This is a genomic window from Kitasatospora sp. NPDC057198, from assembly GCF_042670125.1.
Lineage (GTDB): Bacteria > Actinomycetota > Actinomycetes > Streptomycetales > Streptomycetaceae > Kitasatospora.
Genome location: NZ_JBHUWH010000066.1, coordinates 1 through 24,821 on the forward strand (window position 1 = coordinate 1; position 24,821 = coordinate 24,821).

Genomic DNA, 24,821 nt, shown 5'->3' on the forward strand with positions numbered 1-24,821 from the left:
ACCACCGGAATAGGGCGGCCCCGCGCACTGCGTCCTCGCTAGTGTTTTACTTCAAAAGGAATCTCCAACCAACCGATACCGGCTGGCCGGGGATGTCAACATATCTGGCGTTGACTTTTGGCACGCTGTTGAGTTCTCAAGGAACGGACGCTTCCTTCGAGCCGCATTCCTGCGGACCCTCCGGGCGCTGCGTTCTTTCGTGTTTCGAGCTTACCAGACTGTTTACTCGGCGTTGACCGAAGCTTTACTCGTCCGACTCGCTCTGTTTACCGCCGTTGCGCGGCGACTCGAGCAACCATAGCGGGTCGGCGGCCGAGCGCCTAATCGGGGCGGGGCGGAGTCACCCGGTCGGCCTCGCGCAGGGCAGGTGGGTGGGGCGGATGGGGGCTCACTCGGATGCCGTAGAGTGCGGCGGGGCGGCCAAGAGGACTAGACCACTTGAGGGTGGCGGGGGCGGCGGAGATGGTGTGGGGCGGTCGGTTCGTGTGCGGCTCGATTGAGGGCGGCGGTGATCTTCACTCGGGCGGCCCGCGGGCGTTATCGCATGGAATGTCCGAAGTTGACGTAATTTGGGGTCAGTCGATCAATGGGCCGCTGCCCCGCGGCCGCACGCGATGTACTCCGTACCTGGGAGGCTCCACCATGACCACTGTCACGTCGCCGCTCGCCGGTCGCGCTGTCGGCCTCGCCAATGTTCCCGACCCGGTGTTCGCCGGGGCCATGGTCGGACCGGGGACGGCGATCGATCCGTTGCGGGAGCCGATCGAGGCGGTGGCTCCGGTGGACGGGCAGGTGGTGTCGATGCACCCGCACGCGTTCGTGGTGATGGACGAGAACGGGCACGGGGTGCTGACGCACCTGGGGATCGACACGGTGCAGCTCAACGGGGAGGGGTTCGAGCTGTTGGTGCACAAGGGGGACCGGGTGCGGCGGGGGCAGCCGGTGATCAAGTGGAACCCGGCGGCGGTGGAGGCGGCGGGGAAGTCGCCGATCTCTCCGATCGTGGCGCTGGAGGCTTCGGCGGAGCAGCTGAGCGGGGTGGCGGAGTCCGGTGAGGTCACGGCCGGCGGCGAACTGTTCATCTGGAACTGACGGGACTGACGGAACTTACGGCGACTGATGGCGAAGGGGTTTCGGACCATGGAGCGGACGCTGCGGGGCGTGGGGGTCAGTCACGGGGTCGCCATCGGGCAGGTGCGGCACATGGGGACGGCGGTGCTGGAGCCGCCGGTGGCCCGGGTGTCGGCCGAGGAGGTGCCGCGGGAGCAGGCTCGGGCGCGGGCGGCGGTGGAGGCGGTGGCGGCGGACCTGAACGCGCGCGGGAACCTGGCCGGCGGTGAGGCGCAGGCGGTGCTGGAGGCGCAGGCGCTGATGGCGCAGGACCCGGAGCTGCTGGCGGACGTGAACCGGCGGATCGAGTCGGGGAGCAGCGCGGAGCGCGGGGTGTACGACGCGTTCGCGGCGTACCGGGAGCTGCTGGCGGCGGCGGGTGAGTACCTGGCCGGGCGGGTGGCGGACCTGGACGACGTGCGGAACCGGATCGTGGCGCGGCTGCTGGGGGTGCCGATGCCGGGGGTGCCGGACAGTGACGAGCCGTACGTGCTGCTGGCGCGGGACCTGGCGCCGGCGGACACGGCGCTGCTGGATCCGTCGCTGGTGCTGGGGTTCGTGACGGAGGAGGGCGGGCCGACCTCGCACAGCGCGATCCTGGCGCGGGCGATGGGGGTGCCGGCGGTGGTGGCGCTGGCGGGGGCGACGGGGTTGGCGGAGGGGGTGGTGGTGGCGGTCGACGGGTCGTCGGGCGAGGTGCTGGTGGAGCCGGCGGCGGAGCGGCAGGAGGAGTTGCGGCGGCTGGCGGCGGAGCGGAAGGCGGCGCTGGCGGCTTCGAGCGGGCCGGGGCGGACGTCGGACGGGTTCATGGTGCCGCTGCTGGCGAACGTGGGCGGGCCGGCGGACGTGCCGGCGGCGTTGGAGAACGGGGCGGAGGGCGTCGGGCTGTTCCGGACCGAGTTCCTGTTCCTGGACGACTCGGCGCGGGCGCCGGGTGAGGACAAGCAGGTCGAGGCGTACCGGAAGGTGCTGGAGGCGTTTCCGGGGGGCCGGGTGGTGGTGCGGGTGCTGGACGCGGGGGCGGACAAGCCGTTGGACTTCCTGACGCCGGGGGACGAGCCGAACCCGGCGCTGGGGGTGCGCGGGTTGCGGACGCTGCTGGAGCACCCGGAGGTGCTGCGCACCCAGTTGCGGGCGCTGGCCCGGGCGGCGGAGGGGTTGACGGTGCGCCTGGAGGTGATGGCGCCGATGGTGGCGGACGGGGTGGACGCGCGGGCGTTCGCGGCGGCCTGCCGGGAGGTGGGGCTGGACGCCAAGTACGGGGCGATGGTGGAGATCCCGTCGGCGGCGCTGCGGGCGGCGGCGGTGCTGCGGGAGGTGGAGTTCCTGTCGCTGGGGACGAACGACCTGGCGCAGTACGCGTTCGCGGCGGACCGGCAGGTGGGGTCGTTGGCGCGGCTGCAGGATCCGTGGCAGCCGGCGCTGCTGGACCTGATCGCGGCGGCGGCGGAGGCGGCGAAGGCGGCCGGGAAGAGTTGCGGGGTGTGCGGGGAGGCGGCGTCGGACCCGCTGCTGGCGTGCGTGCTGACCGGGCTCGGGGTGACCAGCCTGTCGATGGGGGCGGCGTCGATCCCGTACGTGCGGGCGGAGTTGGGGCGGGCGACGCTGGCGCAGTGCCAGCGGGCGGCGGAGGCGGCGCGGGCGGCGGACACGGCCGAGGAGGCGCGGGAGGCGGCGGCGCGGGTGCTGTCCGGCCGGTAGGGGAGGGTTTCGGGATCTCCCGAGGGGTCTCGCTGTCGCCGTGGGGGGTGGCAGCGGGGCCCCTCGGGGTCTTTTCGGGCTAGGACTGCTTGCGGGTGGTGGCGAGCTGTTCGAAGAACCGCAGGTGGTCGAGGTTGTCGACGGAGCCGGGGTTGACCGCCCGGGTGAGGGGGGTGCCGCCGAGCAGGCGCTTGACGGGGACTTCGAGGCGCTTGCCGGTGAGGGTGTGCGGGAGGCCGGCGACGGTGATCACCTCGTCGGGGACGTGGCGCGGGGACAGTTCGGTGCGCAGCGAGGTGCGGATGCGGGCGGTGAGGTCCTCGTCGAGTTCGGCGCCGGGGGTGAGGACGACGAACAGCGGCATCCAGTAGCCGCCGTCGGGTTCTTCCAGGCCGATGACCAGGGACTCGGCGATCTCGGGGAGGCGTTCGACGACCTCGTAGATGTCGGCGGAGCCCATCCGGACGCCCTGGCGGTTGAGGGTGGAGTCGGAGCGGCCGTGGATGACGACGGTGCCGCGGCCGGTGGCGGTGATCCAGTCGCCGTGGCGCCAGGTGCCGGGGTAGGTGTCGAAGTAGCTGTCGTGGTAGCGGTGGCCGTCCGGGTCGTTCCAGAAGCCGGTGGGCATGGACGGGAGGGGCTTGGTGACGACGAGTTCGCCGACGGTGTCGGTGTGCGGGTGGCCGTCGGCGTCCCAGGACTCGACGGCGGCGCCGAGGCAGGGGGCCTGGATCTCGCCGAGGTGGACGGGGAGGGTGGGGACGCCGCCGACGAAGCAGGAGCAGACGTCGGTGCCGCCGCTGACGGAGGCGAGCCAGAGGTCGGACTTGACCTCGTCGTAGATCCACTGGAAGCCGTCGGGCGGGAGCGGGGAGCCGGTGGTGCCGAGGCAGCGGACGGCGGAGAGGTCGAGGTCGCGGCCGGGGTGGAGGTCGGCCTTGCGGCTGGCGATGACGTAGGCGGCGGAGGTGCCGAGGACGGTGGCGCGGGTGCGGGCGGCGACGGACCAGAGGGCGCCGGTGTCGGGGTGTCCGGGGCTGCCGTCGTAGGTGACGACCGTGCTGCCGGTGAGCAGGCCGGCGAGCAGGAAGTTCCACATCATCCAGCCGGTGGACGTGTACCAGAGGAAGCGGTCGTCGGGGCCGAGGTCGAGGTGGAGGGCGGCCTGCTTGAGGTGTTCGACCAGGATGCCGCCCTGGCTCTGCACGATGGCCTTGGGGAGGCCGGTGGTGCCGGAGGAGTAGAGGACCCAGAGGGGGTGGTCGAAGGGGACGGGTTCGAAGACGGGTTCGGTGGCGGAGGCGACCAGGTCGTCGTAGTGGAGGGCGCCTTCGGGGGCGGGGGTGTCCAGGAGGGGGACGTGGATGACGGTGGTGAGGGTGGGGAGTTCGCGGCGGAGTTCGGCGACGACCCCGGTGCGGTCGTGGTCCTTGCCGCCGTAGTGGTAGCCGTCGACGGCGAACAGGACGGTGGGTTCGATCTGCTGGAGGCGGTCGAGGACGCTGCGGGCGCCGAAGTCGGGGGCGCAGCTGGTCCAGGTGGCGCCGACGGCGGCGGTGGCCAGGAGGGCGACGGCGGCCTGCGGGACGTTGGGCAGGTAGGCGCTGACCCGGTCGCCGGGGCGGACGCCGTGGGCGCGCAGGGCGGCGGCGAGGGAGCCGACCTGGCGGCGGAGCTCGGACCAGGTGGTGGCGGCCGGTTCGGTGCTGCGCTCGTCCAGGTGGAGGATGGCGGGGCGGTCGGCGTTGGCCGGGTCCTCGGCGGCGCGCAGGGCGTGTTCGGCGTAGTTGAGGGTGGCGCCGGGGAACCACGTGGCGCCGGGCATGGTGGCGGGTTCGGCGAGGACGGCGGTGGGCGGGGTGTGGAAGCGGACGTCGAAGTACTCGGTGACGGCTGTCCAGAAGCGGCTGAGGTCGTCGGTGGACCAGCGGTGGAGGTCCGCGTAGCGGGTGGCGGCCTCGGTGTCGGTGGTGACCGGTGCGAGCGGGGCGGCGGGGGCGCCGTGGTGTTCCGCGGCCCAGCGCTGGAAGTCGACCAGGCGGCTGGCGGCGGCGCGGGCGGGGTCGGGGCGCCACAGCGGTTCGGGGTGGTCCTGGGGGGTCGGAGGGGTGCTCACGTGGGTGGTCTCCAGGCCGTGGTGGGGACGGCTGGGCTCGTGGCGGGCCGTCCGTGGGTGCTGACGCTGCTGACCATGCCACGTGATCGTCCGGGGGTCCAGGGTCGCGCGGTCGGGATGCTGGTGGGGGCGGGTGGGAGGTGGTAGACCGGCGGGATGACGGTGGCTTATGACGTGGTGATCGTGGGTGGCGGGCACAACGGGCTGGTGGCGGCCGGGTACCTGGGGCGGGCCGGGCTGCGGGTGCTGGTACTGGAGCGGCTGGGGCACCTGGGCGGGGCGGCGGTGTCGGAGCGGGCGTTCGCGGGGGTGGACGCGCGGCTGTCGCGGTACTCGTACCTGGTGAGCCTGCTGCCGCGGCGGATCCTGGCGGATCTGGGGGTGCGGGTGGAGCTGCGGCGGCGGCGGATCTCCTCGTACACGCCGTGGGAGCGGGACGGGCGGGTCGGGGGGCTGCTGGTGGACGGCGGGGACGAGCGGCGGACGGCCGGGTCGTTCCGTGAACTGACGGGTGGGGAGCGGGAGTTCGCGGCGTGGCGGGAGTTCTACGGGATGACCGGGCGGGTCGCGGAGCGGGTCTTCCCGTCGTTGACGGAGCCGTTGCCCTCGCGGGAGGAGCTGCGGGCGCGGGTGGACGACCCGGTGGCGTGGGCGGAGCTGTTCGAGGAGCCGCTGGGGGTGGCGCTGGAGCGGCGGTTCGCGGACGACGTGGTGCGCGGGGTGGTGCTGACGGACGCGCTGATCGGGACGTTCTCGCACGCGCACGATCCTTCGCTGCGGCAGAACCGGTGCTTCCTGTACCACGTGGTGGGCGGCGGGACGGGCGACTGGGACGTGCCGGTGGGCGGGATGGGGGCGGTGACCGGGGCGCTCGCGGAGGCGGCGCGGGCGGGCGGGGCGGAGCTGCGGACGGGGTGCGAGGTGGTGTCGGTGGACCCGGGCGGGGCGGCGGGGCCGGCCGAGGTCGGGTACCTGGACGCGGACGGGGTGCAGCGGCGGGTGGGGGCGCGCCGGGTGCTGTGCAACGCGGCGCCGGTGGAGCTGGCGCGGCTGCTGGGCGGCGGGGACGGCGGGGAGCGTCCGGAGGGGGCGCAGCTGAAGGTGAACATGCTGCTGCGCCGGCTGCCGCGGCTGCGGGACGGGGCGGTGGACGTGCGGGACGCGTTCGGGGGGACGTTCCACGTCGCGGAGTCGTACCGGGAGTTGGAGGGGGCGTACCGGGAGGCGGCGGCGGGGCGGCTGCCCTCCCCCGCGCCGTCGGAGATCTACTGCCACTCGCTGGCGGACCGGTCGATCCTGGGACCGGGGGTGCCGGCGGGGGCACACACGCTGACGCTGTTCGGGTTGCAGCTGCCGGCCCGGCTGTTCGCCGCGCCGATGGGAGTGCAGGAGGCGGCGGGGGTGCGGGAGGCGGCGCTGGCGGGGGTGCTGGCGGCGCTGGACGGGGTGCTGGCGGAGCCGTTGGCGGACTGCCTGGCGGTGGACGCGCAGGGGCGGCCGTGCCTGGAGGTGCGCGGGCCGCTGGACCTGGAGGCGGACCTGCGGCTGCCGGGCGGGAACATCTTCCACCGGGAGCTGGCCTTCCCGTTCCGCGAGGGGAACGGGGAGGACGCAGGGCGGTGGGGGGTGGGGACCGGGCACCCGCGGGTGCTGGTGTGCGGGGCCGGGGCGGTGCGCGGGGGCGGGGTGAGCGGGATCCCGGGGCACAACGCGGCGATGGCGGTGCTGGGGCGCTGACCGGCCGGGCCCGGCCGGGTTCAGATGCGGAGGTACTCGCCGTCGAACCAGGCGCGGGCCACCCGGGTGTGGAAGGGGAAGGCGAGCGGGGTGTCGGCGGTGGCGAGCTGCCAGCCCTCGGTCTCGTCGGTGGGGGCGGAGGGCGGCAGGTCGGCCAGGTCGCGGGGCGGGAGGAGGCCGAACAGGCAGAGGAAGCCGCCGCGGTTGTCGGAGTCGGTGGCGACCAGGCGGACGTCGGCGGCGTCGGCCAGGATGCCGGTCTCCTCGCGCAGTTCGCGGACGGCGGCCTGCTGCCAGCTCTCGCCGTAGTCGACGTAGCCGCCGGGCAGGGCGAGCAGGCCGTTGCCGGGTTCGATGGTGCGGCGGATGACGGTCAGCCGGGTGTCGCCGTCGGGGTGGTGGACCGGGAGCAGGGCGACGGTGACCGGGAGCGGGTTGCGGTAGCTGATCTCGCCGCAGCCGGGGCAGGTGCGCGGCCAGCCGTCGGTGCCGGCCGGGTAGGGCGCTCCGCACCAGTGGCAGTGGGTGTGCGGGCCGAAGGGGGCGGGCCGGGCGGACGGCGGGGTCGTCATGGGGGCGATGGTAGTCCGGGCGGGTGACGGGCGGGGGCGTACCGGCGGGATCGGGGCGGGGGGCGTGCGGTGGTGCGGGTGGCGCGGGGCGGGCGGGGGCGGTTCCGGCCGGGCGGGTGAATCCGGTGGGCGGGGTTGGAATTGGACGGTGTGCGCACGGTAGCGATGGGGTGCTCCCGTGACGGACGCGGGAATCGACTGTTCATTAAGGATGATTGTGCGAGCGATTCTGGTTTCCCTGATGGCGGCGGGCTCGGTGCTCGCGCTGGCGGCTCCGGCTCCGGCGGCGGCGCGCTCGGCGAGCGGCGACGTGGCGGTGTTCTCGACCGAGGTGCAGCCGCTGGACGTCTACCACGACCCGGCGGGCTGTCAGCAACTCCCGGCGATGGCACACGTGTTGAACAACCTGACGGACCGCCCGGTGAAGGTCTACGGGAACCCGTTCTGCCTCGGCCCGTCGGTGGTGGTGCAGCCGGGTTACGGGACGCACGTGCCGGGCGGGGCGGGGAGCTTCTCCGCGTAGCGCGGAATACCGGAAAAGCGGTCGGATGATCGCACGGGCGGTCGGGGAAACAGCCGATCGCCCTTTTTTTGGCTGATCACAGAAATGCGCCCGAACGGTCGCCCTATGTCATGATGGCGACCGCCGACTCCTCGCCCCCCGGGACGAATTGGCGCGCCGTCAGCGCGGTCGGCCCGTTGTCTCCGGCCCCCCGCGGCAGTCGCGTCCCGGGTTGCGGCCGCCGTCGAGAGGACTGCGTTTCCCGTGGAGCACGTCGCCCTTCCCGCTGCCCCCGAGGCGGCCCCGGTCCCCTGGCGGGCGTACGCCAGGCTGGCCAAGCTCGACATCTGGGACTACTACCTGAGCGTGCCGCTGGCGGCCGCGCTGGTGCTGGCCTCCGGGGCCGGGGCGGCCGGCGGGGCGGGCTCCGGGGCGGTGCTGGCGGTGCTGGTGCTGTTCCTCGGCGGGGAGGTCGCGATGAGCGCGGCCATGTGCACCTTCGACGACGTCACCGGGTACCGGGACGGCAGCGACGCGGTGAACTACGGGCCGGACGCGCCGGCCCGGCGGCTGGCCCGCAAGCCGCTGGTGGCGGGCACCCTGACCGAGCGCCAGGCGATCCGGTTCGGCTGGGCGGCCGTCGCCGCGTGCGCGCTGTGCTGGGCGGCGGCCGTCGCGGTGGCCCCGGCCCGGCCCGGGTGGGCGGTGGCCGGGACGGCGGCGCTGGCCGTGTTCGGGTTCCAGTACACCTGGTGGCTGCGGATCAGCTACAACGGCTTCCAGGAGCTCTTCCTCGCCGCGCTCGGCTGGTTCTTCGTGCTGCCGCTGTACGGGCTGCTGACTGGGCGGGCCGACGGCTTCGCGGTGGTGCAGGCGCTGGTGTTCGGGCTGGGCCCGCTGCTGTTCGGCGTGTACTCCAACACCAACGACATCGCCGGCGACCGGGCGGTGGGGCGCCGGACCGCCGCGGTGCTGCTGTCGCCGCGCGGCAACGCCGCGTTCGTGGCCGGCTGCTCGGCGCTGGAGGCGGTACTGCTGGTGGGCTCGGCGGTGGCCGGGTTCGCGCCCTGGTGGTTCCCGCTGGTGATGGCCCCGGTGATGGCGCTGCGGGCCCGGCAGTGGGTGCTCGGGTTCGTCCGTGGCGAGATCCTGCTCGCCCGCCGGCTCGGCATCCGGCTGCACCGGGTGTGCTGCGCGCTGCTGGTCGGCACCGACCTGGCGCTCGTGGTGTTCGGCGGCACGCTGTGACCGGGCTCGGGGCGGTGTTCGGGCGGCTGCCGCTCGACCTGGGGCCGCTGTTCGACACGCTGGCCGAGCAACGCCCTTCGGTGGACGTGAAGTTGGGCCGCCCTCTGGACCTGGCGCCGGAGCGCGGCACCGCGTACGACACCGCGCAGCTGGCCGAGCTGGTGCGGGAGACCGCGGCCTGGCTGGCGGCGGCCGGGGCCGGGCCGGGCTCCTCGGTGGCGGTGGTCAAGCGCAACCACTGGGACTACGTGCTGCTGGCCTGCGCGGCGGCCCGGATCGGGGCGGTGCCCGCGCTGCTCTCGGACCGGGTGCCGCCGGACGCGCTGGGCGCGCTGCTGCGGCGGCTGCGGCCGGACGTGCTGGTCACCCAGCGGGACGTGCTGGGCGGGGCGCGGGCCGCCGGGGTGGAGCTGACCGCCCTGGCCGCCCGGACGGTGTGCCTGGACGGGCCGTCCGAGGGCGCGCTGCCGGTGGACGGGCTGCGCGGCGGCCCGGTGCCCGGGGTGCGCACCCGCGGGGAGGACGAGCCGCTGGCCGTCATCCACACCTCCGGCACCACCGGCGTCCCCAAGCTGGTGGTGCACTCCACCCGGACGCTGATCCGGCGGCTGTCCGCGTTCGAGGCGCGGCCCTGGCCGGTGCTGTCGGTGCGCCGCGAGGACACCGTGGCCAGCGCGGTCTCCTTCGCCCACGGGCGGGCCCTGACCTGGACGGTCAGCGCGTTCTGGCGCGCGCCGCGGACGGTGGCGCTGCTGCCCGACTCCGACCCGTCGACGGCCGCCGCGCTGCTGCGCAGCCACCCGCCGACCGTCCTGGAGGCGCTGCCGTCCGGCTACGTGCGCTGGCAGCCGCTGGCCGGCTCGGCCCCGGAGGCCAACCCGTTCCGGGACGTGCGGCTGTTCATCTCGACCTTCGACGCGGTGCACCCGCCGACGGTGCGGACCTTCCTGGACGCCACCCGGCGGCGGCGCCCGCTGTGGATGCAGGGCTGGGGGCAGAGCGAGACCGGGCCGCTGAGCTTCCGCTTCCTGACCCGGGGCGCGCTGGCCGCGGCCGGCGACCGGCACCCGACCACCCGCGACCTGGGGCGCCCGGTGCCCGGCTGGGTGCGGGTGCGGGTCGCCGACCCCGCCCGGCCCGGCCGGACCGTACGGCCCGGCGAGACCGGGATGCTGTACGCCCGTACCGGGGCACTGTGCCTGGGCTACCTGGACGAGCCGGAGCGCTGGGGGCGCAAGCTCCACCGCGGCTGGTTCAACACCGGCGACCTCGGCACCAGGACCCGCGACGGCCGGATCCTCGTGCTCGACCGGGAAGTCGACATGGTGCCCGGGATGAGCTGCGTCGAGGTCGAGGACGTGCTGCACGAGCGGCTGCCGGACGTCGAGGAGGCCGTGCTGCTGTCGGTCGCCGACGGCCGCCCGCAGCCGGTGCTGGTCACCTCCGGCGGCGGGCTCGACCCGGAGCGCTGGCGGGACGCGGTGCGCGACCTGCCGCCGCTGGCCGAACCGCTGGTCGTCGGCTGGGACGAGGTGCCCAGGACCGCGACCGGGAAGGTGCGGCGGCACGAGCTGCGGGAGCGGGTGCTGGCCGGCAGCGCCCGGATCGGGACCGGGCTGTGGACGTGAACCCCTTTCGGTGGGGGTGGCTTTCGGTGGAGACGGCTTTCGGTGGAGGTGGGTTGAGGTGACTTCGGACGTGGACGTCGACGTCGCGGTGGTCGGGGCAGGGATCGCGGGGCTGGCCGCCGCGCACCACCTGACCGCGGCCGGACGGTCGGTGCGGATCTACGAGGGCGGCGACCGGATCGGCGGGCGGATGGCCTCCAGCCGGGTGGACGGGTGGCTGCTGGACGAGGGCGCCGAGACCATCGCGGGCGCCGGGTACGAGGCCACCTGGGAACTGATCCGGGCGGTGGGCCTGCCGGAGACGGACGTCCCGGTGGTCGGGCCCGGGTTCGCGCTGTGGCGCGACGGGCGGGCGCACGCCCACCTCGGGCACCCCAGGGGGCTGCTGACCGGCGCCGGACTGTCCTGGCGGGGCCGCTGGGCCTGGCTCCGCTTCACCGCCGAACTCGCCACCGCCTGGCGGGGGTTCGACCCGGACCGGCCGGAGACCGCGCCCAGCGGGGACGCCACGCTGAGCGAGTTCTGCGCCGGATCGGCCGGCCGGGAGGAACTGCTCGCCGCGATGCTCCAACCGCTGTCCAGCCACTGCTTCGGCTGGCGGCCGGACAGCTCCGCCGTCGCCCCCATGGTGGCCACCCTGCTGTCGGTCGGCGGGGCCGGGGCGCGCTGGATGACCTACCGGGACGGGATGGACACGCTGGCCCGCCGGCTGGCCGAACGGCTGCCGGTGGAGACCGGCCGCCCGGTGGCCGCCGTCCGCGAGGAGGCGGGCGGCGCGCTGCTGGAGTTCGCCGACGGCACCCGGGTGCGGGCCCGGCAGGCGGTGCTCGCGGTGCCCGCGCCGCTGGCCCTGCGCCTGCGCGGGGACGACCTGCCGGACGTGGAGCGGCCGTACCTGGCGGCCAGCACGTACGCGCCGATGCTCAAGGCAACCTGCCTGCTGGACCGGCCGCTGCCCAGCCCGACCCGGGCGCCGAGCTACGCGCTGTCGGTGCCGGAGAGCGAGAGCCGGGTGTGCGCCGGGCTGGTCCTCGACCACCTGAAGGCGGACGGGCGGGCGCCCGAGGGCAAGGGGCTGGTCAGCGTGTTCGTCTCGCCGTGGGCCTCCCCCGGGCTGCTGGACCGGCCGGACGGGCAGGTCGCGGAGACGGTCTGCGCGGAGGCCGAGCGCTTCCTGCCCGGCCTGCGGGCGGCGACCGTCCGGACGCTGGTGCACCGCTTCCCGCTCGGGCTGCCGCAGGGCGCCCCGGCGGCGGTGCGGGAGCGGGCCGCGTTCCTGGACCGGCCGACCCGGGCGGTCGAGTACGCCGGGGACTGGGTGATGCTGCGGCCGAGCAGCGAGGGCGCGGTGCGCTCGGGGAAGCTGGCGGCGCGGCGGGTGCTGGCGCACGCGGCGGCGGGCTCGGCTTCGGGCTCGGCTTCGGCGGTGGGTTCGGCTTCGGGCTCGGGCTCGGGCTCGGCTTCGGCGGTGGGCGGATGACGGCGGGCGCGGTGCGGGAGCCGGGGGCGTACCTGTTCGACAACGGGAGCGCGCACGCCGCCGGGCAGCACCGGTGCCTGGCGACGTGGCTCGACCCGGTCAGTGTCGGCGCGCTGCGGGCGGGCGGGGTCCGGCCCGGGATGCGCTGCCTGGACGTGGGCACCGGGGCCGGGAGCGTCGCGCTCTGGCTGGCCGGGCAGGTGGCGCCCGGGGGCTCGGTGCTGGCCACCGACCTGGTGCCGCTGCCGGTGCCGGTGCGGCCCGGGTTGACGGTGCGGCAGCACGACGTGGTGCGGGACGAACTCCCGCTCGGGGCTTTCGACTTGGTGCACGTACGGCTGGTGCTGTCCCACCTGCCGGAGCGGGAGGCCGTGCTGGCCCGGCTGTTCGCCGCGCTGCGGCCCGGCGGGGTGCTGCACCTGCTGGAGTTCGACGCCGAGTACGCGCCGGTGCTCACCGCCCCGGACGAACGGGCCCGGGGTCTCTACGAGCGGTACCAGCAGGCGAAGTTGCGGGCCTTCCGGACGCGCGGCTCGCACCAGGGCTGGGGGCGGGAGTGCGCCGGTGCGCTGGCGCGGGCCGGGTTCACCGACGTGGCGGCGCAGGTGCGGATCGACCTGCTGGCGCCCGGGACGCCGCAGCGGGAGATGCAGTTGCACAACACCTGGCACCTGCGGGAGGCACTGCTGCGGGAGGGGCTGACCGAGGACGAACTCGCCGAGCTGCGCGGGCTGTTCGCCGATCCGCGGTTCCTGGCCTGCTCGAACGTGGTGTACGCGGTGCGCGGGCGGCGGCCGTGACGGCCGGCGCGGGCCTGCTGCTCGGGGCGCGGCCGCGGGTGGCGGAGGAGGTGGCGGCGGGGCTGCTGCGGGCCTCCGGGGTGGGGGTGCGGGAGGGGGAAGTGCTGGAGGTCGGCGGCGAGTTGGCCTGCCGGGTGTCCTGGGGCGGGCCGTCGGGGCTGCCGGTGGGCAGTGAGGCGGACGTGCAGGCGGCGTGCGGGGTGGCGCACGTGCACGGGCGGCGGTACGGGGGGCCGGTGCCGCTGGGGGTGGACTTCGCGTCGGTGGCGGCCGGGGTGCTGGGGGCGACCGGGGCACTGGCCGCGCTGCGGGCGCGGCGGTCGGGGGCGGCGTACCGCGAGGTGGGGGTGTCGGTGGCGCAGGCCGCGCTGCTCGGGCTGTCGCAGTACCTGGCGGCGGCGACCGCGCCGGAGCAGGGGTGGGTGGAGCCGGACGGGACGGGCGGGCCGCCGTTCGCCTCGGCGGACGGGGTGCGGTTCGAGCTGGAGGCGCTGGAGGCGGACGGCTGGCTGCGGTTCTGGTCCGGGCTGGGCGTCGAGCGGCGGGTGGTGGGGCGGGCCTGGCCGGCGTTCCAGGCCCGGTACGGGACGGCGGTCTGTCCGCTGCCGCCGGAGCTGTTCGCGGCGGCGCGGGCGGTCGGGCACGCCCGGCTGGCGCGGCTGGCGGCCGGGTGCGGGGTGGAGCTGACGGCGGTGGCGGAGCGGCCGGCCGTGCTGGGCGGGATGCCGTGGCGGCTGCGGGCGGGCGGGCCGGCCCCGGCGCACCGGGGCGGACCCGGCCGCGGGGCGGGCCCGTTGGACGGCGTGACGGTGGTGGAGATCACCCGGCGGGTGCAGGGGCCGCTGGCCGGGCGGGTGCTGGCGCTGCTCGGGGCCGACGTGGTGCGGGTCGAACCGCCGGGCGGGGACCCGCTGCGCGGCGTGCCGCCGGTGGTGGAGGTCGGCGGGGCGGCGGTGTCGGCGCGGTTCGCGGCGCTCAACCGCGGCAAGGGGGTGCTGGAGGCGGACCTGCGCAGTGCGGAAGGGCGCTCCGCGGTACGGGAGTTGATCGGCCGGGCGGACGTCCTGCTGCACAGCCTGGCGCCCGCGAAGGTGGCCGGGCTCGGGCTGGACGCCGAGGCGGTCGCCGCGCTGCGCCCCGGGCTGGTGTACGCGCAGGCCAGCGGCGGCGGGCCCGGGTTGAGCACCGACTACCCGGTGCAGGCGCACTCCGGGCTGGCCGCGCTGCTCGCCCCGGCCGGGGAGCCGCCGCGCCCCACCCTGCTGACGGTCTGCGACGTGCTGGGCGGCCTGGTCTGCGCGGCGGGGGCGGTGGCCGCGCTGGAGGCCCGGGAGCGGACCGGGCGGGCGCAGCGGGTGGAGTCCTCGCTGCTGTCGGCGGCCCGGCTGCTGTGCGGGGCGGCGAGTGCGGGCGGCGGGCCGGCCGGCGTGGAGGCGTGCACGGACCTGGCGGTGCTGGCGCGCGATCCGCGGGTGGCGGCGGTGCTGGAGTTCGGCCCGGACGGGTGCGCGTTCGTCCGCGCGCCCTGGGAGTTCGGGTAGTGCGGTGGTCCGGGCAGTGCGGTGGTCCGGGTGATTCGGGTGGTCCGTTGGTTCGGTGGTTCGGTGGTTCGGAGCGTGAACGGGAGTGGTGGGCGTGACGTGGGTTTCGGTGGCCGGCGTGGAGTTCCCGGACCGGGTGGACCGGGGGTTGCGGGAGCGGTGGGTGGCGCAGGGGTGGTGCGCGGGGCGGGGGTTGTACGAGTTGTTCGCGGAGCGGGTGGCCGCGCACGGCGGGCGGGTGGCCGTGGTGGACGGCGGCGGCGAGTGCTCGTACGCGGAACTGGGGCGGTGGGTAAGGGGGTTGGCGGCGGGGCTGGCGGCGCGGGGGGTGCGGCCGGGGTCGGTGGTGGGGGTGAAGCTGCCCGCGGACCGGCGGGCCCCGGCGGTGGACCTGGCGGTGGCGGCGCTGGGCGCGGTGGTGCTGCCGTGCACGCCGGGGCACGGGCGGCGGGACCTGCTGGCGGTGTGGGGGACGGCGCGGGTGGACGCGGTGGTGACGGTGCCGGAGTGGAAGGCGCTGGTGGACGGGTTGCGGCCGGAACTGCCGGACCTGCACGAGGTGGTGGTGCTGGACGGGGAGCCGTGGCCGGAGCGGGCGGGGTGGGAGCCCGCGGTGGTGGACGCCGGGGCGCCGGCCCGGATCCTGGTGTCCTCGGGATCGGAGGCCGCGCCGAAGCTGATCGCGTACTCGCACGACGCGCTGGCGGGCGGGCGCGGGCGGTACGTGGAACGGGTGTTGGAGACGGTGGACGGTGCGCCGCCGCGGGTGCTGCTGCTGGTCAGCCCGGCGACGGCGTACGGGTCGCTGGCGGTGGTGGCGCTGGTGCGGTGCGGGGCGGCGGTGGTGCTGGTACCGGGCGGGGAGCGGTTCGATCCGGCGGGGGCGCTGGCGGCGGTGGGGCGGTGGCGGCCGACGCACCTGGCGGCGGTGCCGACCATGCTGCGCCGGATGGCGGAGCAACCGCCGGTGCCGGGTGAGGACTTGTCCTCGCTGCAGGCGGTGGTGTCGAGTGCGGCGGCGCTGTCCTCGGCGGTGCTGGGGGCGGCGCTGCGGCGGTTCGGCTGCCCGGTGGTGAACGTGTACGGGGCCAGCGACGGGCTGAACTGCCATGCGCGGTGGGCGGATCCGGCGGGTGACGTGCTGCGGGTGGGGCGGCCGGATCCGCGGGTCGCGGAGTTCCGGGTGTGCGGGCCGGACGGGCGTCCGGTGCCGGCGGGGGTGCCGGGCGAGTTGCAGGCGTTGGGGCCGATGTCGCCGCTGTGCCACGTCGGGGCGCCGGAGTTGGACGAACGGCTGCGGGTGGACGGCGGCTGGGTGCGCTCCGGCGACCGGGGGGTGCTGGAGGCGGACGGGTCGCTGCGGGTGCTGGCGCGGATCAAGCAGATGGTGAACCGGGGCGGGGTGTCGATCTCCACGGCGGAGGTGGAGCGGCTGCTGGAGGGGCATCCGGAGGTGGCGGAGGCGGTGTGCGTGCCGGTGCCGGATCCGGACCTCGGTGAGCGGATGTGCGTCTGCGCGGTGCCGCGCGGGGCGGAGTTGACGCTCGCCGAACTGAACCTGTTCCTGGCGGAGTTGTGCGGTCTGGAGCGGTACAAGCTGCCGGAGCGGCTGCTGCTGCTGGAGCGGATGCCGCTGGGCGGTGCGGGGAAGCCGGACCGGCGGGTGGTCGCGGAGCTGGCGGCGGCGGCCGGGCGGGCGGGCGCGTCGGTGGCGGGTTGAGCCGGCGCCGGTGGGCGCCCCGTCCTCCGGCGGGAGGCGGGGCGCCCGTCGGCGGGCTCAGGCCGGGAAGGTGAGGACGGCTTCGGTGATCCGCTCGACCTGGGCGTCCGTCAGGTGCGGGTGGACCGGCAGCGAGAGGCACTGCCGGGCGGCCCGTTCGGCGTGCGGCCAGTGGCCGCCGGGGGCGGCGGCGTGGGCGAAGGCGGGCTGGTGGGGCAGGGGTTGCGGGTAGTAGACGTGGCTGTCGACGCCGTGCGCGGCGAGGTGCCGCTTGAGGTCGTCGCGGCGTTCGGCGAGCAGTGTGTAGACGTAGTAGCAGCGGCCGTTGGTGCCGGGCGGGGGTGCCAGGACGCCGTGCGCGGCGAGCGGGGCGAACTGCTCGGTGTAGTGGGCGGCGATCTCGGCGCGGCGGGCCAGCCGGCCGGCCAGGCCGGGGTGGCGGCGCAGTTGGAAGGCGGCGAGGATCTCGTCGAAGCGGCTGTTCAGGCCGATCAGGTGGTGCCGGAAGCGGTGCGTGCCGTCCTGGCCGTGGTTGCGCAGCATCCGTACGGTGCGGGCGAGTTCGGGGTCGCCGGTGACGACGACGCCGCCTTCGCCGGGGCCGCCGAAGGACTTGACCTGGACGAAGGAGAAGACGCCGGCGTCGCCCCAGGTGCCGGCCGGGCGGCCGTCCAGGACGGCGCCCTGGGCGACCGCGGAGTCCTCGATCAGGCGCAGGCCGTGCCGGGTGGCGAGGGCGCGCAGGCGCGGCATGTCGGCCATCACGGAGAACATGTGGGCGGGCATCAGCGCCTTGGTGCGGGGGGTGATCAGCGCCTCGGCCGCGTCCGGGTCGATGACCAGGGTGTGCGGGTCGACGTCGGCGAAGACGGGGGTGGCGCCGACGCCGAGGACGGTGTTGGCGAGCGGGGCGCAGCCGAAGGCGGGGACGATCACCTCGTCGCCGGCGGTGATGCCCGTGGCGCGCAGGATCAGGGTGAGGGCGGTGGTGCCGCTGCCGCAGGCGATGACGTCCCCGGCGCCGAGGTCGGTGCGCAGCAACTCCTCGAAGCGGGCGGTGCGTTCGCCGAGGATGAAGCGCTGGGCGGGGTCGGTGGCGACGTCCCGGACGGTGTCGAGCAGCAGGTCGCGGTCGTCCTCGAAGAGGTCGGGCGGGAAGAACGGGATGGTGCCGGTGGCGGCGGTGGTCGTGGTCATCGGCGGGTCACCGCTGCTTTCCGTGCTGGAAGTCGCGGACCAGGTCGCTGACCAGGTCCAGTTCGTGGTCGGCGAGGTCGGGGTAGAGCGGCAGCGCGAGGGCCCGGCCGCAGGCGGCTTCGGCGTGCGGGAACTCGCCCTGCCGGTGGCCGAGTTCGGCGAAGCAGGGCTGGAGGTGGAGCGGCGTCGGGTAGTAGGTCTCGGTCTGGACGCCGTGCCGGGCGAGGTGGGCGGCGAGTTCGTCGCGGTGGTCGGACTCGACCAGGTAGACGTACCAGACCGGGTTGGTGGCGGCGTCCCGCGGGACGACGGTGGGCAGGGTGAGGCCGGGGGTGCCGGTGAGGCGTTCGGTGTAGGCGGCGGCGAGGTGGGCGCGGCGGGCGATGTCCTGGTCGGCGCGGCCGAGTTTGGCGAGCAGGACGGCGGCCTGGACGTCGTCCATCTTGCTGTTGGTGCCGAGGAGTTCGGTGGGGCGGTTGATGGTGGGGAAGTCGTCGAGGGTGCGGCCGGTGCGGCCGTGGTGGCGCATCGCGGAGACGGCTTCGGCGAGGGCGGGGTCGTCGGTGAGGACGGCGCCGGCGTCGCCGAGGGCGCCGAGGGTCTTGGTGGGGAAGAAGGAGAGCACGCCGCCGGCGCCGTGCAGTCCGGCGTGGACGCCGTTCCAGCGCATGCCGAACGCCTCGGCGCTGTCCTCGACGACGGTCAGGCCGTGCCGGTCGGCGACGGCCAGCAGGGCGCCCAGGTCGGCGAGTTGGTGGAACAGGTGGACGGGCATGACCATCCGGGTGCGGTCGGTGCGGACGGCTTCGACGCTCGCCGGGTCGAGGCCGTAGCCGGCCGGGTCGATGTCGGCGAAGACCGGGCGGCCGCCGGCCAGCACCACCGAGGTGGCGGAGGCGACGAAGGTGTAGGCGGGGACGATCACCTCGTCGCCGGGGCGCAGCCCGGCGGCGCGCAGCAGCAGGACCAGGGCGTCGGTGCCGCTGTTGACGCCGATCACGTGCCGGGCGCCGGTCCAGGCGGCGAGGGCGGCCTCGAGCTCCTCGACCTTGGGGCCGTGCGAGTACTTGCCGCGGTCCATCAGTTCGTCGAGGTGGCGCCGGGTGGCGGGCCAGAGGGATTCGAAGGTCGCGGCCTGGGTGAAGAAGGGAACACCCGGAGAGGTAGTGGCACCCATGGAACTCTCATCGGATTGTATGGATTGGGCGGGCGGAAAAGCCCTGCTCTCGAATCTAAGCCCGCCGCACCCCGTCCACCTCGGCAGCGGGACTGTTTCACTCCTTCGAATGGCCCGTCGGAAAAGGGATTTGACGCCCGATCGGACCGTCGTCGAAGTACTGCTTGAATAGCCGGGGGAAGCAATACCGCGACGCGGAAGGAATGACGTTCTCGCCATGCCGAACGGACTCGGGACCTTACTCGTCGGAATGGGACGGGCCGGGCACGGCCTCCACCTCCCGGTGCTGCGCCGGCTGCGCGCGGCCCCCGGCACCGCGCACCTGTTCGCGGCCGGGCCGCTGCTGGCCGTCGACCCGCACCGCCGCCCCGCGGCTGCTCCCGACCTGCGCCCGACCACCCTGGCCGAGGCGCCCCGGCTGCTCGACCCGGCCCGCACCGTCGTCCACCTGTGCACCCCGCCCACCGAGCGGACCGCCGCCCTGGAGGCGCTCGGGCGGCTCGGCTACCGGCGGGTGCTGCTGGAGAAGCCGGTGGCCGCCGACAGCCGCGGCCTGGACGAGCTGCTCGCGCTGCGCGACCGGTACGGGCTGGACCTGGCGGTGGTCGCCCAGTGGCTGGGCAGCCGCCTGACCGGTCGGCTGCGCGCGCTGCTCGCCCGGGACGCGTACGGGCCGCTGCGCACCATCCACGTCGTCCAGCGCAAGCCGCGGTTCTCCCGCTCGCTGGCCGGGGACGGGCACCCCACCGCGTTCGACGTCGAGCTGCCGCACTCGCTGGGCCTGTGCCTGGCGCTGGCCGGGCCCGGCCGGGTGACCGGCGCGGGCGGCACCGACATGGTGGTCGGCGGGCGGGTGCTGCCCCGGCTCGGCACCGCCTGGCTCAACCTCCAGCACGACAGCGGCACGTGGACCCGGATCCGCTCCGACCTCACCTCGCCGGTGCGCGAGCGCCGGGTCACCCTGGAACTGGCGCACGGCACCCTGATCGGCCACTTCCCGGGCAGCGAGGCCGACGCGTACGCCCGGCTGACCGTCATCGACCACGACGGCGAGAGCACCGAACTGCTGCACGACGACGCGCTCGGCGGCTTCCTGGAGCACGTCTACGGCTACTACGCGGCGGGCGGGGAGCGGCGCGGGCCGCACCCCGACCTGGCGGTCAACACCCAGGTGGTGCGCCTGCTCGACCGGGCCAAGACGCTCGCGGCACAGCCGGTGCCCGGCGGCGCGCGGCGGACGGCGGCGGCCCGGTGAGCGCCCTGCGCAAGGGCGGGCGGGCCCGGCGCCGGCGGGCCAACCGCGCGCCGGTGGCCCGGCGGCCCGCGATCCGGTTCGGCGGGATCGGCGACGAGGCCGCCCCCGACCTGGCCGGACAGATCGACGCGCTGGAGCAACTCGGCTGGAGCGAACTGGAGTTGCGCACGGTGGACGGCGTCTGGATCGCCGATCTCGACCACCGGCAGGTCCGGGCCATCGCCACCACCCTGAAGCGGCACGGCATCCGGGTCTCCGGCCTGGCCTCCCGGGTCGGCAACTGGGCCTCCGACATCACCGGCGACCCGCGGGCGGACCACATCGAGCTCGGCCGGCTCTCCTCGCACGCCGGACTGCTCGGCACCAACCGGATCCGGATCATGTCCTACCCCAACGGCACCGGCCTGCCGGAGGCCGAGTGGCGCCGGCTCGCACTGGAGCGGATGCGCTGCTTCGCGTTCGGCGCGCAGCGCGGCAACCAGGTCGCGCTGCACGAGAACTGCGCGGGCTGGGGCGGGAGTTCGATCGAGAACACGCTCGACCTGATGGCCTCGGTGGACAACTCCGGGCTGCGGCTGCTGCACGACACCGGCAACGGGATCGCGTACGGCTACGACGGGTTCGAACTGCTGCGCCGGAGCGTCGAGCACGTCGACCACGTGCACATCAAGGACGCGGTCGGCGGCGGCGAGCACACCCGGTACGTGCTGCCGGGCGAGGGCGGGGCCCGACTCGCCGAATCCCTGCGGCTGTTGACCGCGCGCGGCTGGCGCGGCGGCTGGTCGCTGGAGCCGCACCTGGCCACCCGGCCGCACGAGGGCCTGGCGGCGGACGGCCGCACCGAGAGCGGATTCGTCGCCGCCGGGCGGGCGTTGACCGCCCTGGTCGAGCGCGAGGTGCTGCCGCACTCCCCCGGCTGGCGGCTCGTCCCGGGCGGCCTGGCCTGGGAGGCGCCGGTGCCCCGCCAGGCGGGCCGGGTCGCCGAGTCGGCGGAGGCCGAGGCGGCGACGAAGACCGAGGCGGCGACGAAGACCGAGGCGGCGGCGATGGCGGAAGCCTCGGAGGTGGCATCCGGTGCTCGCTGAGACCGTTCCGGTGCAGGCCGAACTCTCGTCTGACGAACGGGAGTTGCTGCTCGACCTGCTGCGCCTGCCCACCGCGGGCCCGCTGGAGACCGGGCCGGGTGCGCCGCCGCCGCTGCTGGCCGAGGCGCTGGAGGTGTACAGCCGGGCAGCGGCCCGGCTCGGCCTGCGGGAGCTGTACCGGGGCTCCCCCGACGCGGCCGAACTCGACCGTCCGGACGTGCCGTTGACGGTGCGCCGGGCCGTCGCGGACTCCCCCGGGTTCCTGGCCTGCCAGCCGAGCCTGGTGCTGCGGCTGGGTCCGGAGCTGCCGCGGGCGGCCACGGTGATGTTCAACGTGCACCTGGACACGGTGGCCGGGGCGGAGCCGGTCGGCTTCGACGGGCGGCGGTTCACCGGGCGGGGCGCGATCGACGCCAAGGGCCCGGCGGTGGCGCTGCTGGCCGGGCTGCGGGCGGCGGTGGCGGCGGAGCCCCGGGTGGGGCGGGAGGTCGCGGTGCTGGTGCAGGCGGTCTCCGGCGAGGAGGGCGGCGCGATGGGGGTCTTCGGCACCCGTCCGCTGGTCGGGGCCGGGTACACGGGCGCGCTGAACGTGTTCTGCGAGCCGACCGGCCTGCGCTACCTGCCCCGGGCGACGGCCGCCGCCACCGCCCGGCTGCGGGTGCGCGGCGAGGACGCGATCGACGACTGTCCGGGGGCGGGCCACAACGCGACGGTGCTGCTCGGTTTCCTCGCCCAGCACCTGGCCCGGGAGTTGGGCGCCGCCGCCGGCCCGCGCGACCCGTTCTGCGTGGCCGGGACGGGCACCGGCCCGCTGCACAACCGGGTCTACGGGAGCGGCGAGCTGCTGCTCAATCTCCCCTACCGGGACGCCGGTTCGGGCCGCCGGGCGCAGGACGCGGTGGAGGCGGCGGTCCGCTCCGGGCTGGCGGAGTTCCGGCAACTGTTCGGCGGGCTGCCGGAGTTCGCCCGCACCGCCGCCGACTGCGCGCGGATCACCCGCCTGGACTGGCCCAAGCGCGGCCTGCCGGTGCTGGACAACCGGCACCCGGAGTTCGAGGAGCTGCTGACCGCACAGGCCGGGATCGCCCGGGTGCCGGACGCGGAACCGGCCTTCACCTGCGACGCGATCTGGGCGTCCGGCCTGCCGGACGGCGCGTTCACCGTGGTGCTCGGCCCCGGCGACCTGGGCGCCAACCGGGCGCACGCGGCGGGCGAGTTCGCCGAGGCGGCCCAGCTCGACGCCTTCGCCTCGGCGGTGGCCCGGCTGCTGGTGGCCTTCGCCCGCCGCTGACCCCTTTCGTTCCGACGACCCCGACTGGAGGCTGTTCCCCGTGACCACCGTGGCGCCCGCGCCCAGTGCCGCCGGCACCGTGCGCGTCCCGTACGCCGATCTGATCCGTTTCACCACCGAGGTGTTCGCCGCGCACCGGCTGCCGCCCGAGCGGGCCCGGGAGGCGGCCGAGGCGCTGTGCTACGGCGACGCCGCCGGGATGGACTCGCACGGGCTGGCCAACCTGGGCCGGCTCTACCTGCCGCTGCTGGCCGAGGGCCGGGCCGATCCGCTGGCGGAGCCGGTGGTGCTGGCCGACCGCGGGGCGGCGGTGCTGGTGGACGCGGCCGGGGCGCTCGGGCTGTGGCAGGCCGGGGCGGCGATGGAGCTGGCGGCGGAGCGGGCCGAGCGGTACGGGATCGGACTGGTGTCGGTGCGCCGGGCCACCCACTTCGGGTGCGCGGGCCACCACGCGGCGCGGGTCACCGACCGCGGGATGATCGGACTGCTGGCGTCGAACTGCGGCCGGCAGCGGATCGCCCGGCCGCCGGGCGGCGCGGTGGCGCTGCTGGGCACGAACCCGTGGAGCGTGGCCGCCCCCGCCGGTGAACTGCCGCCGTACGTCCTGGACATGAGCACCACGGCGGTGCCGACCGGCCGGGTCCGGGCGGCGGAGCGGGCGGGCCGGTCGATCCCGGAGGGGTGGCTGGCCGGGCCGGACGGGCGGCCGGTGACCGACCCGGGGGCGTTCGACCGGGGCGAGGCGCACCTGCTGTGGCTCGGGTCCGGGGCGGGCGGCGAGTTCAAGGGGTTCGGGCTGGGGCTGATGGTGGAGGTGCTGGCGGCGCTGCTGCCGGGCGCGGGCCTGGGCCCGGAGCCGGAGGCGCTGGAGGGCGACGGGCGGCCGTCCGGCCGGGACGACGACATCGGCGTGTTCGCGCTGGCGATCGCCCCGGCGACGCTCCGGGACGCCGGCCAGGTGGCGCTGGACGCCCGCACCCTGTTCGGCACGGTGCTGGACTGCCCTCCGGCGGACGGGAGTTCGGGCCCGGTGGCGTACCCGGGCTGGCACGAGGCCCGGCGCACCGCCGAGGCGCGCCGGGACGGGGTGCCGCTGGCCGCCCCGCTGCTGGCCGAACTGGCGGGCATCGCGGCCGAGTTCGGCATCCGCCCGGTCGGCGCGGTGGCCACCGGGACGGCGGCCACCGGGGCGGAGGGCGGGCGGTGAGCGGGCTGCGGTTCGGGGTGATCGGGCTGGGGGTGATCTCCCGGTTCTACCTGGGCGCGCTGGAGCGGGTGCCCGGGGTGCGGCTGGCCGCGGTGTGCGACCGGGACGCCGCCGCGCTGGAGCCGTTCGGCAGCCGGGTGCCCGGCTTCACGGACCACCGGGAGCTGCTGGCCGCGGGCGGGTTGGACGCCGTGGTGGTGACCGTCCCGAACGACCTGCACCTGCCGATCTGCCGGGACGCGCTGCGGGCGGGCCTGCCGGTGTGCGTGGAGAAGCCGCTCGCGCTGCGGGCCGCCGAGGGCGCGGAGCTGGCGGCGCTGGCGGCCGAGCGGCGGGTGCCGCTGTTCACCGCGTTCCACCGGCGCTACAACACGGCGGTGCGGGAGCTGTGCGCGGCGCTCGCCCGATCCGCCTCCCCCGTGCGGTCGGTGACCGCCCGGTACTTCGAACTGATCGAGGAGCACGTCGGCCGGGACCGCTGGTACCTGGATCCGGAGCGCTGCGGCGGCGGCTGCGTGGCCGACAACGGCCCGAACGCGTACGACCTGCTGCGGCTGCTGGCGGGCCCGATGGAGCTGCGCGGCGCCGAGGTGGTGCGCGACGGCGCCGGGGTGGACCGGCGGGCGGCGCTGGAGCTGGCGGGCCCGGACGGGGTGCGCGGCCGGATCGAGCTGGACTGGTCGTACCCCGGTGAACTCAAGGACGTGAGCGTGGAGTTGGCGGACGGGACGGTGCTGCGGGCCGACCTGCTGGCCGGGCACGCGGGCTTCAAGCAGTCGCTGTGGCACGAGTACGAGGGCATCGTCGGCGAGTTCGCCGGGCTGCTGCGCGGGGAGGGCGCGGGCTCCCCGGACGGCCCGGCCGGCCCGGACGGCCCGGTCGGCCCGCCGGAGCGAGGTCCGGACGGGGTGGACGCGCTGCGGGTGGTCGAGGCGGCCTACCGCGCCGAAGCGGCGGCCCGCGCCGAGGCGGCGGCCCGGACGGGGGTGCGCGGATGAGCGGGCTGCGGGAGAACGGGCCGAAGCGGACGGTGACCGGCACGCTGGTGAAGGTGCTGCTGCACAGCCGGACCGAGCGCGGGATGAGCCTGGAGCCGTTCGCCAGCCGGTGCGTGCGGGCGGGCGAGGTGCACGAGCTGGTGACCACGGACCAGCAGGACACCGCGGCGGGCGCCCGGATCGACCGGGTCGGGTTCCTGGGCTTCGCGGAGATCGCGACGGCCGGGGTGCTGGACCGGGGCGACGAGGTGTTCGTCGGCGAGCACCGGGTCGGCACGGTGCTGGGCTTCGACGCCTGCCACTTCCCGAACCACTACAACGTGCTGATCGCGGCCGACCACCTGCTGACCGGGGAGAAGCTGGACCTGCGGCCGGAACTGCCCGTGCGGTTCGTCCCCACCGAGGGCTGAGAGCAGCCGGAACGCGGAAGGGCCCGGAACCCGGAAGGGCCCGGAG

General features: G+C 75.8%; 20 protein-coding genes. 16 read left to right on the forward strand and 4 right to left on the reverse strand.

The genetic code is table 11. The annotated features are described in order from the left end of the window. Window positions 1-642 precede the first annotated feature (642 nt). Window positions 643-1,092, forward strand: a complete 450-nt coding sequence (locus ACFUEL_RS11050) for a PTS glucose transporter subunit IIA (RefSeq protein WP_285738932.1) — start codon at window positions 643-645, stop codon at window positions 1,090-1,092. 48 nt (window positions 1,093-1,140) lie between these two features. After that, the gene (gene ptsP, locus ACFUEL_RS11055) at window positions 1,141-2,811 is read left to right on the forward strand and encodes a phosphoenolpyruvate--protein phosphotransferase (RefSeq protein ID WP_380235797.1); all 1,671 of its coding nucleotides are present in this window, start codon (window positions 1,141-1,143) and stop codon (window positions 2,809-2,811) included. Between the two features lie 79 nt (window positions 2,812-2,890). On the opposite strand, the gene ACFUEL_RS11060 is transcribed toward ptsP, so the two are convergent. Beyond that, window positions 2,891-4,927, reverse strand: a complete 2,037-nt coding sequence (locus ACFUEL_RS11060; protein ID WP_380235798.1) for an acetoacetate--CoA ligase — start codon at window positions 4,925-4,927, stop codon at window positions 2,891-2,893. 156 nt (window positions 4,928-5,083) lie between these two features. Here ACFUEL_RS11060 and ACFUEL_RS11065 point away from each other — a divergent pair, with 156 nt between their 5' ends. Then, the gene (locus tag ACFUEL_RS11065; protein ID WP_380235799.1) at window positions 5,084-6,664 is read left to right on the forward strand and encodes a phytoene desaturase family protein; all 1,581 of its coding nucleotides are present in this window, start codon (window positions 5,084-5,086) and stop codon (window positions 6,662-6,664) included. 20 nt (window positions 6,665-6,684) lie between these two features. On the opposite strand, the gene ACFUEL_RS11070 is transcribed toward ACFUEL_RS11065, so the two are convergent. Further along, window positions 6,685-7,236, reverse strand: a complete 552-nt coding sequence (locus ACFUEL_RS11070) for an NUDIX domain-containing protein (protein WP_380235800.1) — start codon at window positions 7,234-7,236, stop codon at window positions 6,685-6,687. A gap of 211 nt (window positions 7,237-7,447) precedes the next feature. Between ACFUEL_RS11070 and ACFUEL_RS11075 the strand changes: the two genes are divergently transcribed. The 7 genes from ACFUEL_RS11075 (at window position 7,448) to ACFUEL_RS11105 (ending at window position 16,155) form a co-directional block, all read left to right on the forward strand. After that, window positions 7,448-7,759: a hypothetical protein gene (locus tag ACFUEL_RS11075; RefSeq protein ID WP_380235801.1), complete on the forward strand. Its 312-nt coding sequence runs from the start codon at window positions 7,448-7,450 to the stop codon at window positions 7,757-7,759. 243 nt (window positions 7,760-8,002) lie between these two features. Continuing rightward, a complete protein-coding gene (locus ACFUEL_RS11080) occupies window positions 8,003-8,986 on the forward strand; it encodes a UbiA family prenyltransferase (RefSeq protein ID WP_380235802.1) in 984 nt (327 codons plus the stop codon). Next, window positions 8,983-10,614, forward strand: coding sequence for an AMP-binding protein (locus tag ACFUEL_RS11085; RefSeq protein ID WP_380235803.1), 1,632 nt, complete (start codon window positions 8,983-8,985; stop codon window positions 10,612-10,614). The genes ACFUEL_RS11080 and ACFUEL_RS11085 overlap by 4 nt, the downstream gene beginning before the upstream one ends. A gap of 58 nt (window positions 10,615-10,672) precedes the next feature. Further along, a complete protein-coding gene (locus ACFUEL_RS11090; RefSeq protein WP_380235805.1) occupies window positions 10,673-12,094 on the forward strand; it encodes a protoporphyrinogen/coproporphyrinogen oxidase in 1,422 nt (473 codons plus the stop codon). Beyond that, entirely contained in the window at window positions 12,091-12,894 is an 804-nt protein-coding gene (locus ACFUEL_RS11095; RefSeq protein ID WP_380235806.1) for a class I SAM-dependent methyltransferase, read from the forward strand. The genes ACFUEL_RS11090 and ACFUEL_RS11095 overlap by 4 nt, the downstream gene beginning before the upstream one ends. Further along, window positions 12,891-14,435, forward strand: coding sequence for a CoA transferase (locus tag ACFUEL_RS11100; RefSeq protein ID WP_380235807.1), 1,545 nt, complete (start codon window positions 12,891-12,893; stop codon window positions 14,433-14,435). The genes ACFUEL_RS11095 and ACFUEL_RS11100 overlap by 4 nt, the downstream gene beginning before the upstream one ends. A gap of 94 nt (window positions 14,436-14,529) precedes the next feature. Continuing rightward, complete coding sequence (locus ACFUEL_RS11105) at window positions 14,530-16,155, forward strand: class I adenylate-forming enzyme family protein (protein ID WP_380235808.1); 1,626 nt, start codon at window positions 14,530-14,532, stop codon at window positions 16,153-16,155. Window positions 16,156-16,212: 57 nt separating this feature from the next. Here ACFUEL_RS11105 and ACFUEL_RS11110 read toward each other — a convergent pair whose 3' ends face one another. Together ACFUEL_RS11110 and ACFUEL_RS11115 are read right to left on the reverse strand one after the other, a co-directional pair. Then, on the reverse strand, window positions 16,213-17,352 hold the full coding sequence (locus ACFUEL_RS11110) for a DegT/DnrJ/EryC1/StrS family aminotransferase (protein ID WP_380235809.1): 1,140 nt from the start codon (window positions 17,350-17,352) through the stop codon (window positions 16,213-16,215). 7 nt (window positions 17,353-17,359) lie between these two features. Further along, on the reverse strand, window positions 17,360-18,529 hold the full coding sequence (locus tag ACFUEL_RS11115; RefSeq protein WP_380235810.1) for a DegT/DnrJ/EryC1/StrS family aminotransferase: 1,170 nt from the start codon (window positions 18,527-18,529) through the stop codon (window positions 17,360-17,362). A gap of 217 nt (window positions 18,530-18,746) precedes the next feature. On the opposite strand from ACFUEL_RS11115, the gene ACFUEL_RS11120 reads away from it, so the two are divergent. From ACFUEL_RS11120 to ACFUEL_RS11145, 6 genes are read left to right on the forward strand one after another with little or no spacing between them, the layout of a single operon-like run. After that, a complete protein-coding gene (locus tag ACFUEL_RS11120) occupies window positions 18,747-19,784 on the forward strand; it encodes a hypothetical protein (RefSeq protein ID WP_380235811.1) in 1,038 nt (345 codons plus the stop codon). After that, window positions 19,781-20,869: a sugar phosphate isomerase/epimerase family protein gene (locus ACFUEL_RS11125; RefSeq protein ID WP_380235812.1), complete on the forward strand. Its 1,089-nt coding sequence runs from the start codon at window positions 19,781-19,783 to the stop codon at window positions 20,867-20,869. Before ACFUEL_RS11120 ends, ACFUEL_RS11125 begins: the two co-directional genes overlap by 4 nt. Further along, on the forward strand, window positions 20,859-22,160 hold the full coding sequence (locus ACFUEL_RS11130) for a M20/M25/M40 family metallo-hydrolase (protein ID WP_380235813.1): 1,302 nt from the start codon (window positions 20,859-20,861) through the stop codon (window positions 22,158-22,160). The genes ACFUEL_RS11125 and ACFUEL_RS11130 overlap by 11 nt, the downstream gene beginning before the upstream one ends. Window positions 22,161-22,200: 40 nt before the next feature. Beyond that, window positions 22,201-23,367 (forward strand): Ldh family oxidoreductase, encoded by a 1,167-nt coding sequence (locus ACFUEL_RS11135; protein WP_380235814.1) that lies wholly within the window; start codon window positions 22,201-22,203, stop codon window positions 23,365-23,367. After that, window positions 23,364-24,365, forward strand: coding sequence for a Gfo/Idh/MocA family protein (locus ACFUEL_RS11140; RefSeq protein WP_380235815.1), 1,002 nt, complete (start codon window positions 23,364-23,366; stop codon window positions 24,363-24,365). Before ACFUEL_RS11135 ends, ACFUEL_RS11140 begins: the two co-directional genes overlap by 4 nt. Next, on the forward strand, window positions 24,362-24,775 hold the full coding sequence (locus ACFUEL_RS11145) for a DUF6917 domain-containing protein (protein WP_380235816.1): 414 nt from the start codon (window positions 24,362-24,364) through the stop codon (window positions 24,773-24,775). Before ACFUEL_RS11140 ends, ACFUEL_RS11145 begins: the two co-directional genes overlap by 4 nt. Window positions 24,776-24,821 lie beyond the last annotated feature (46 nt).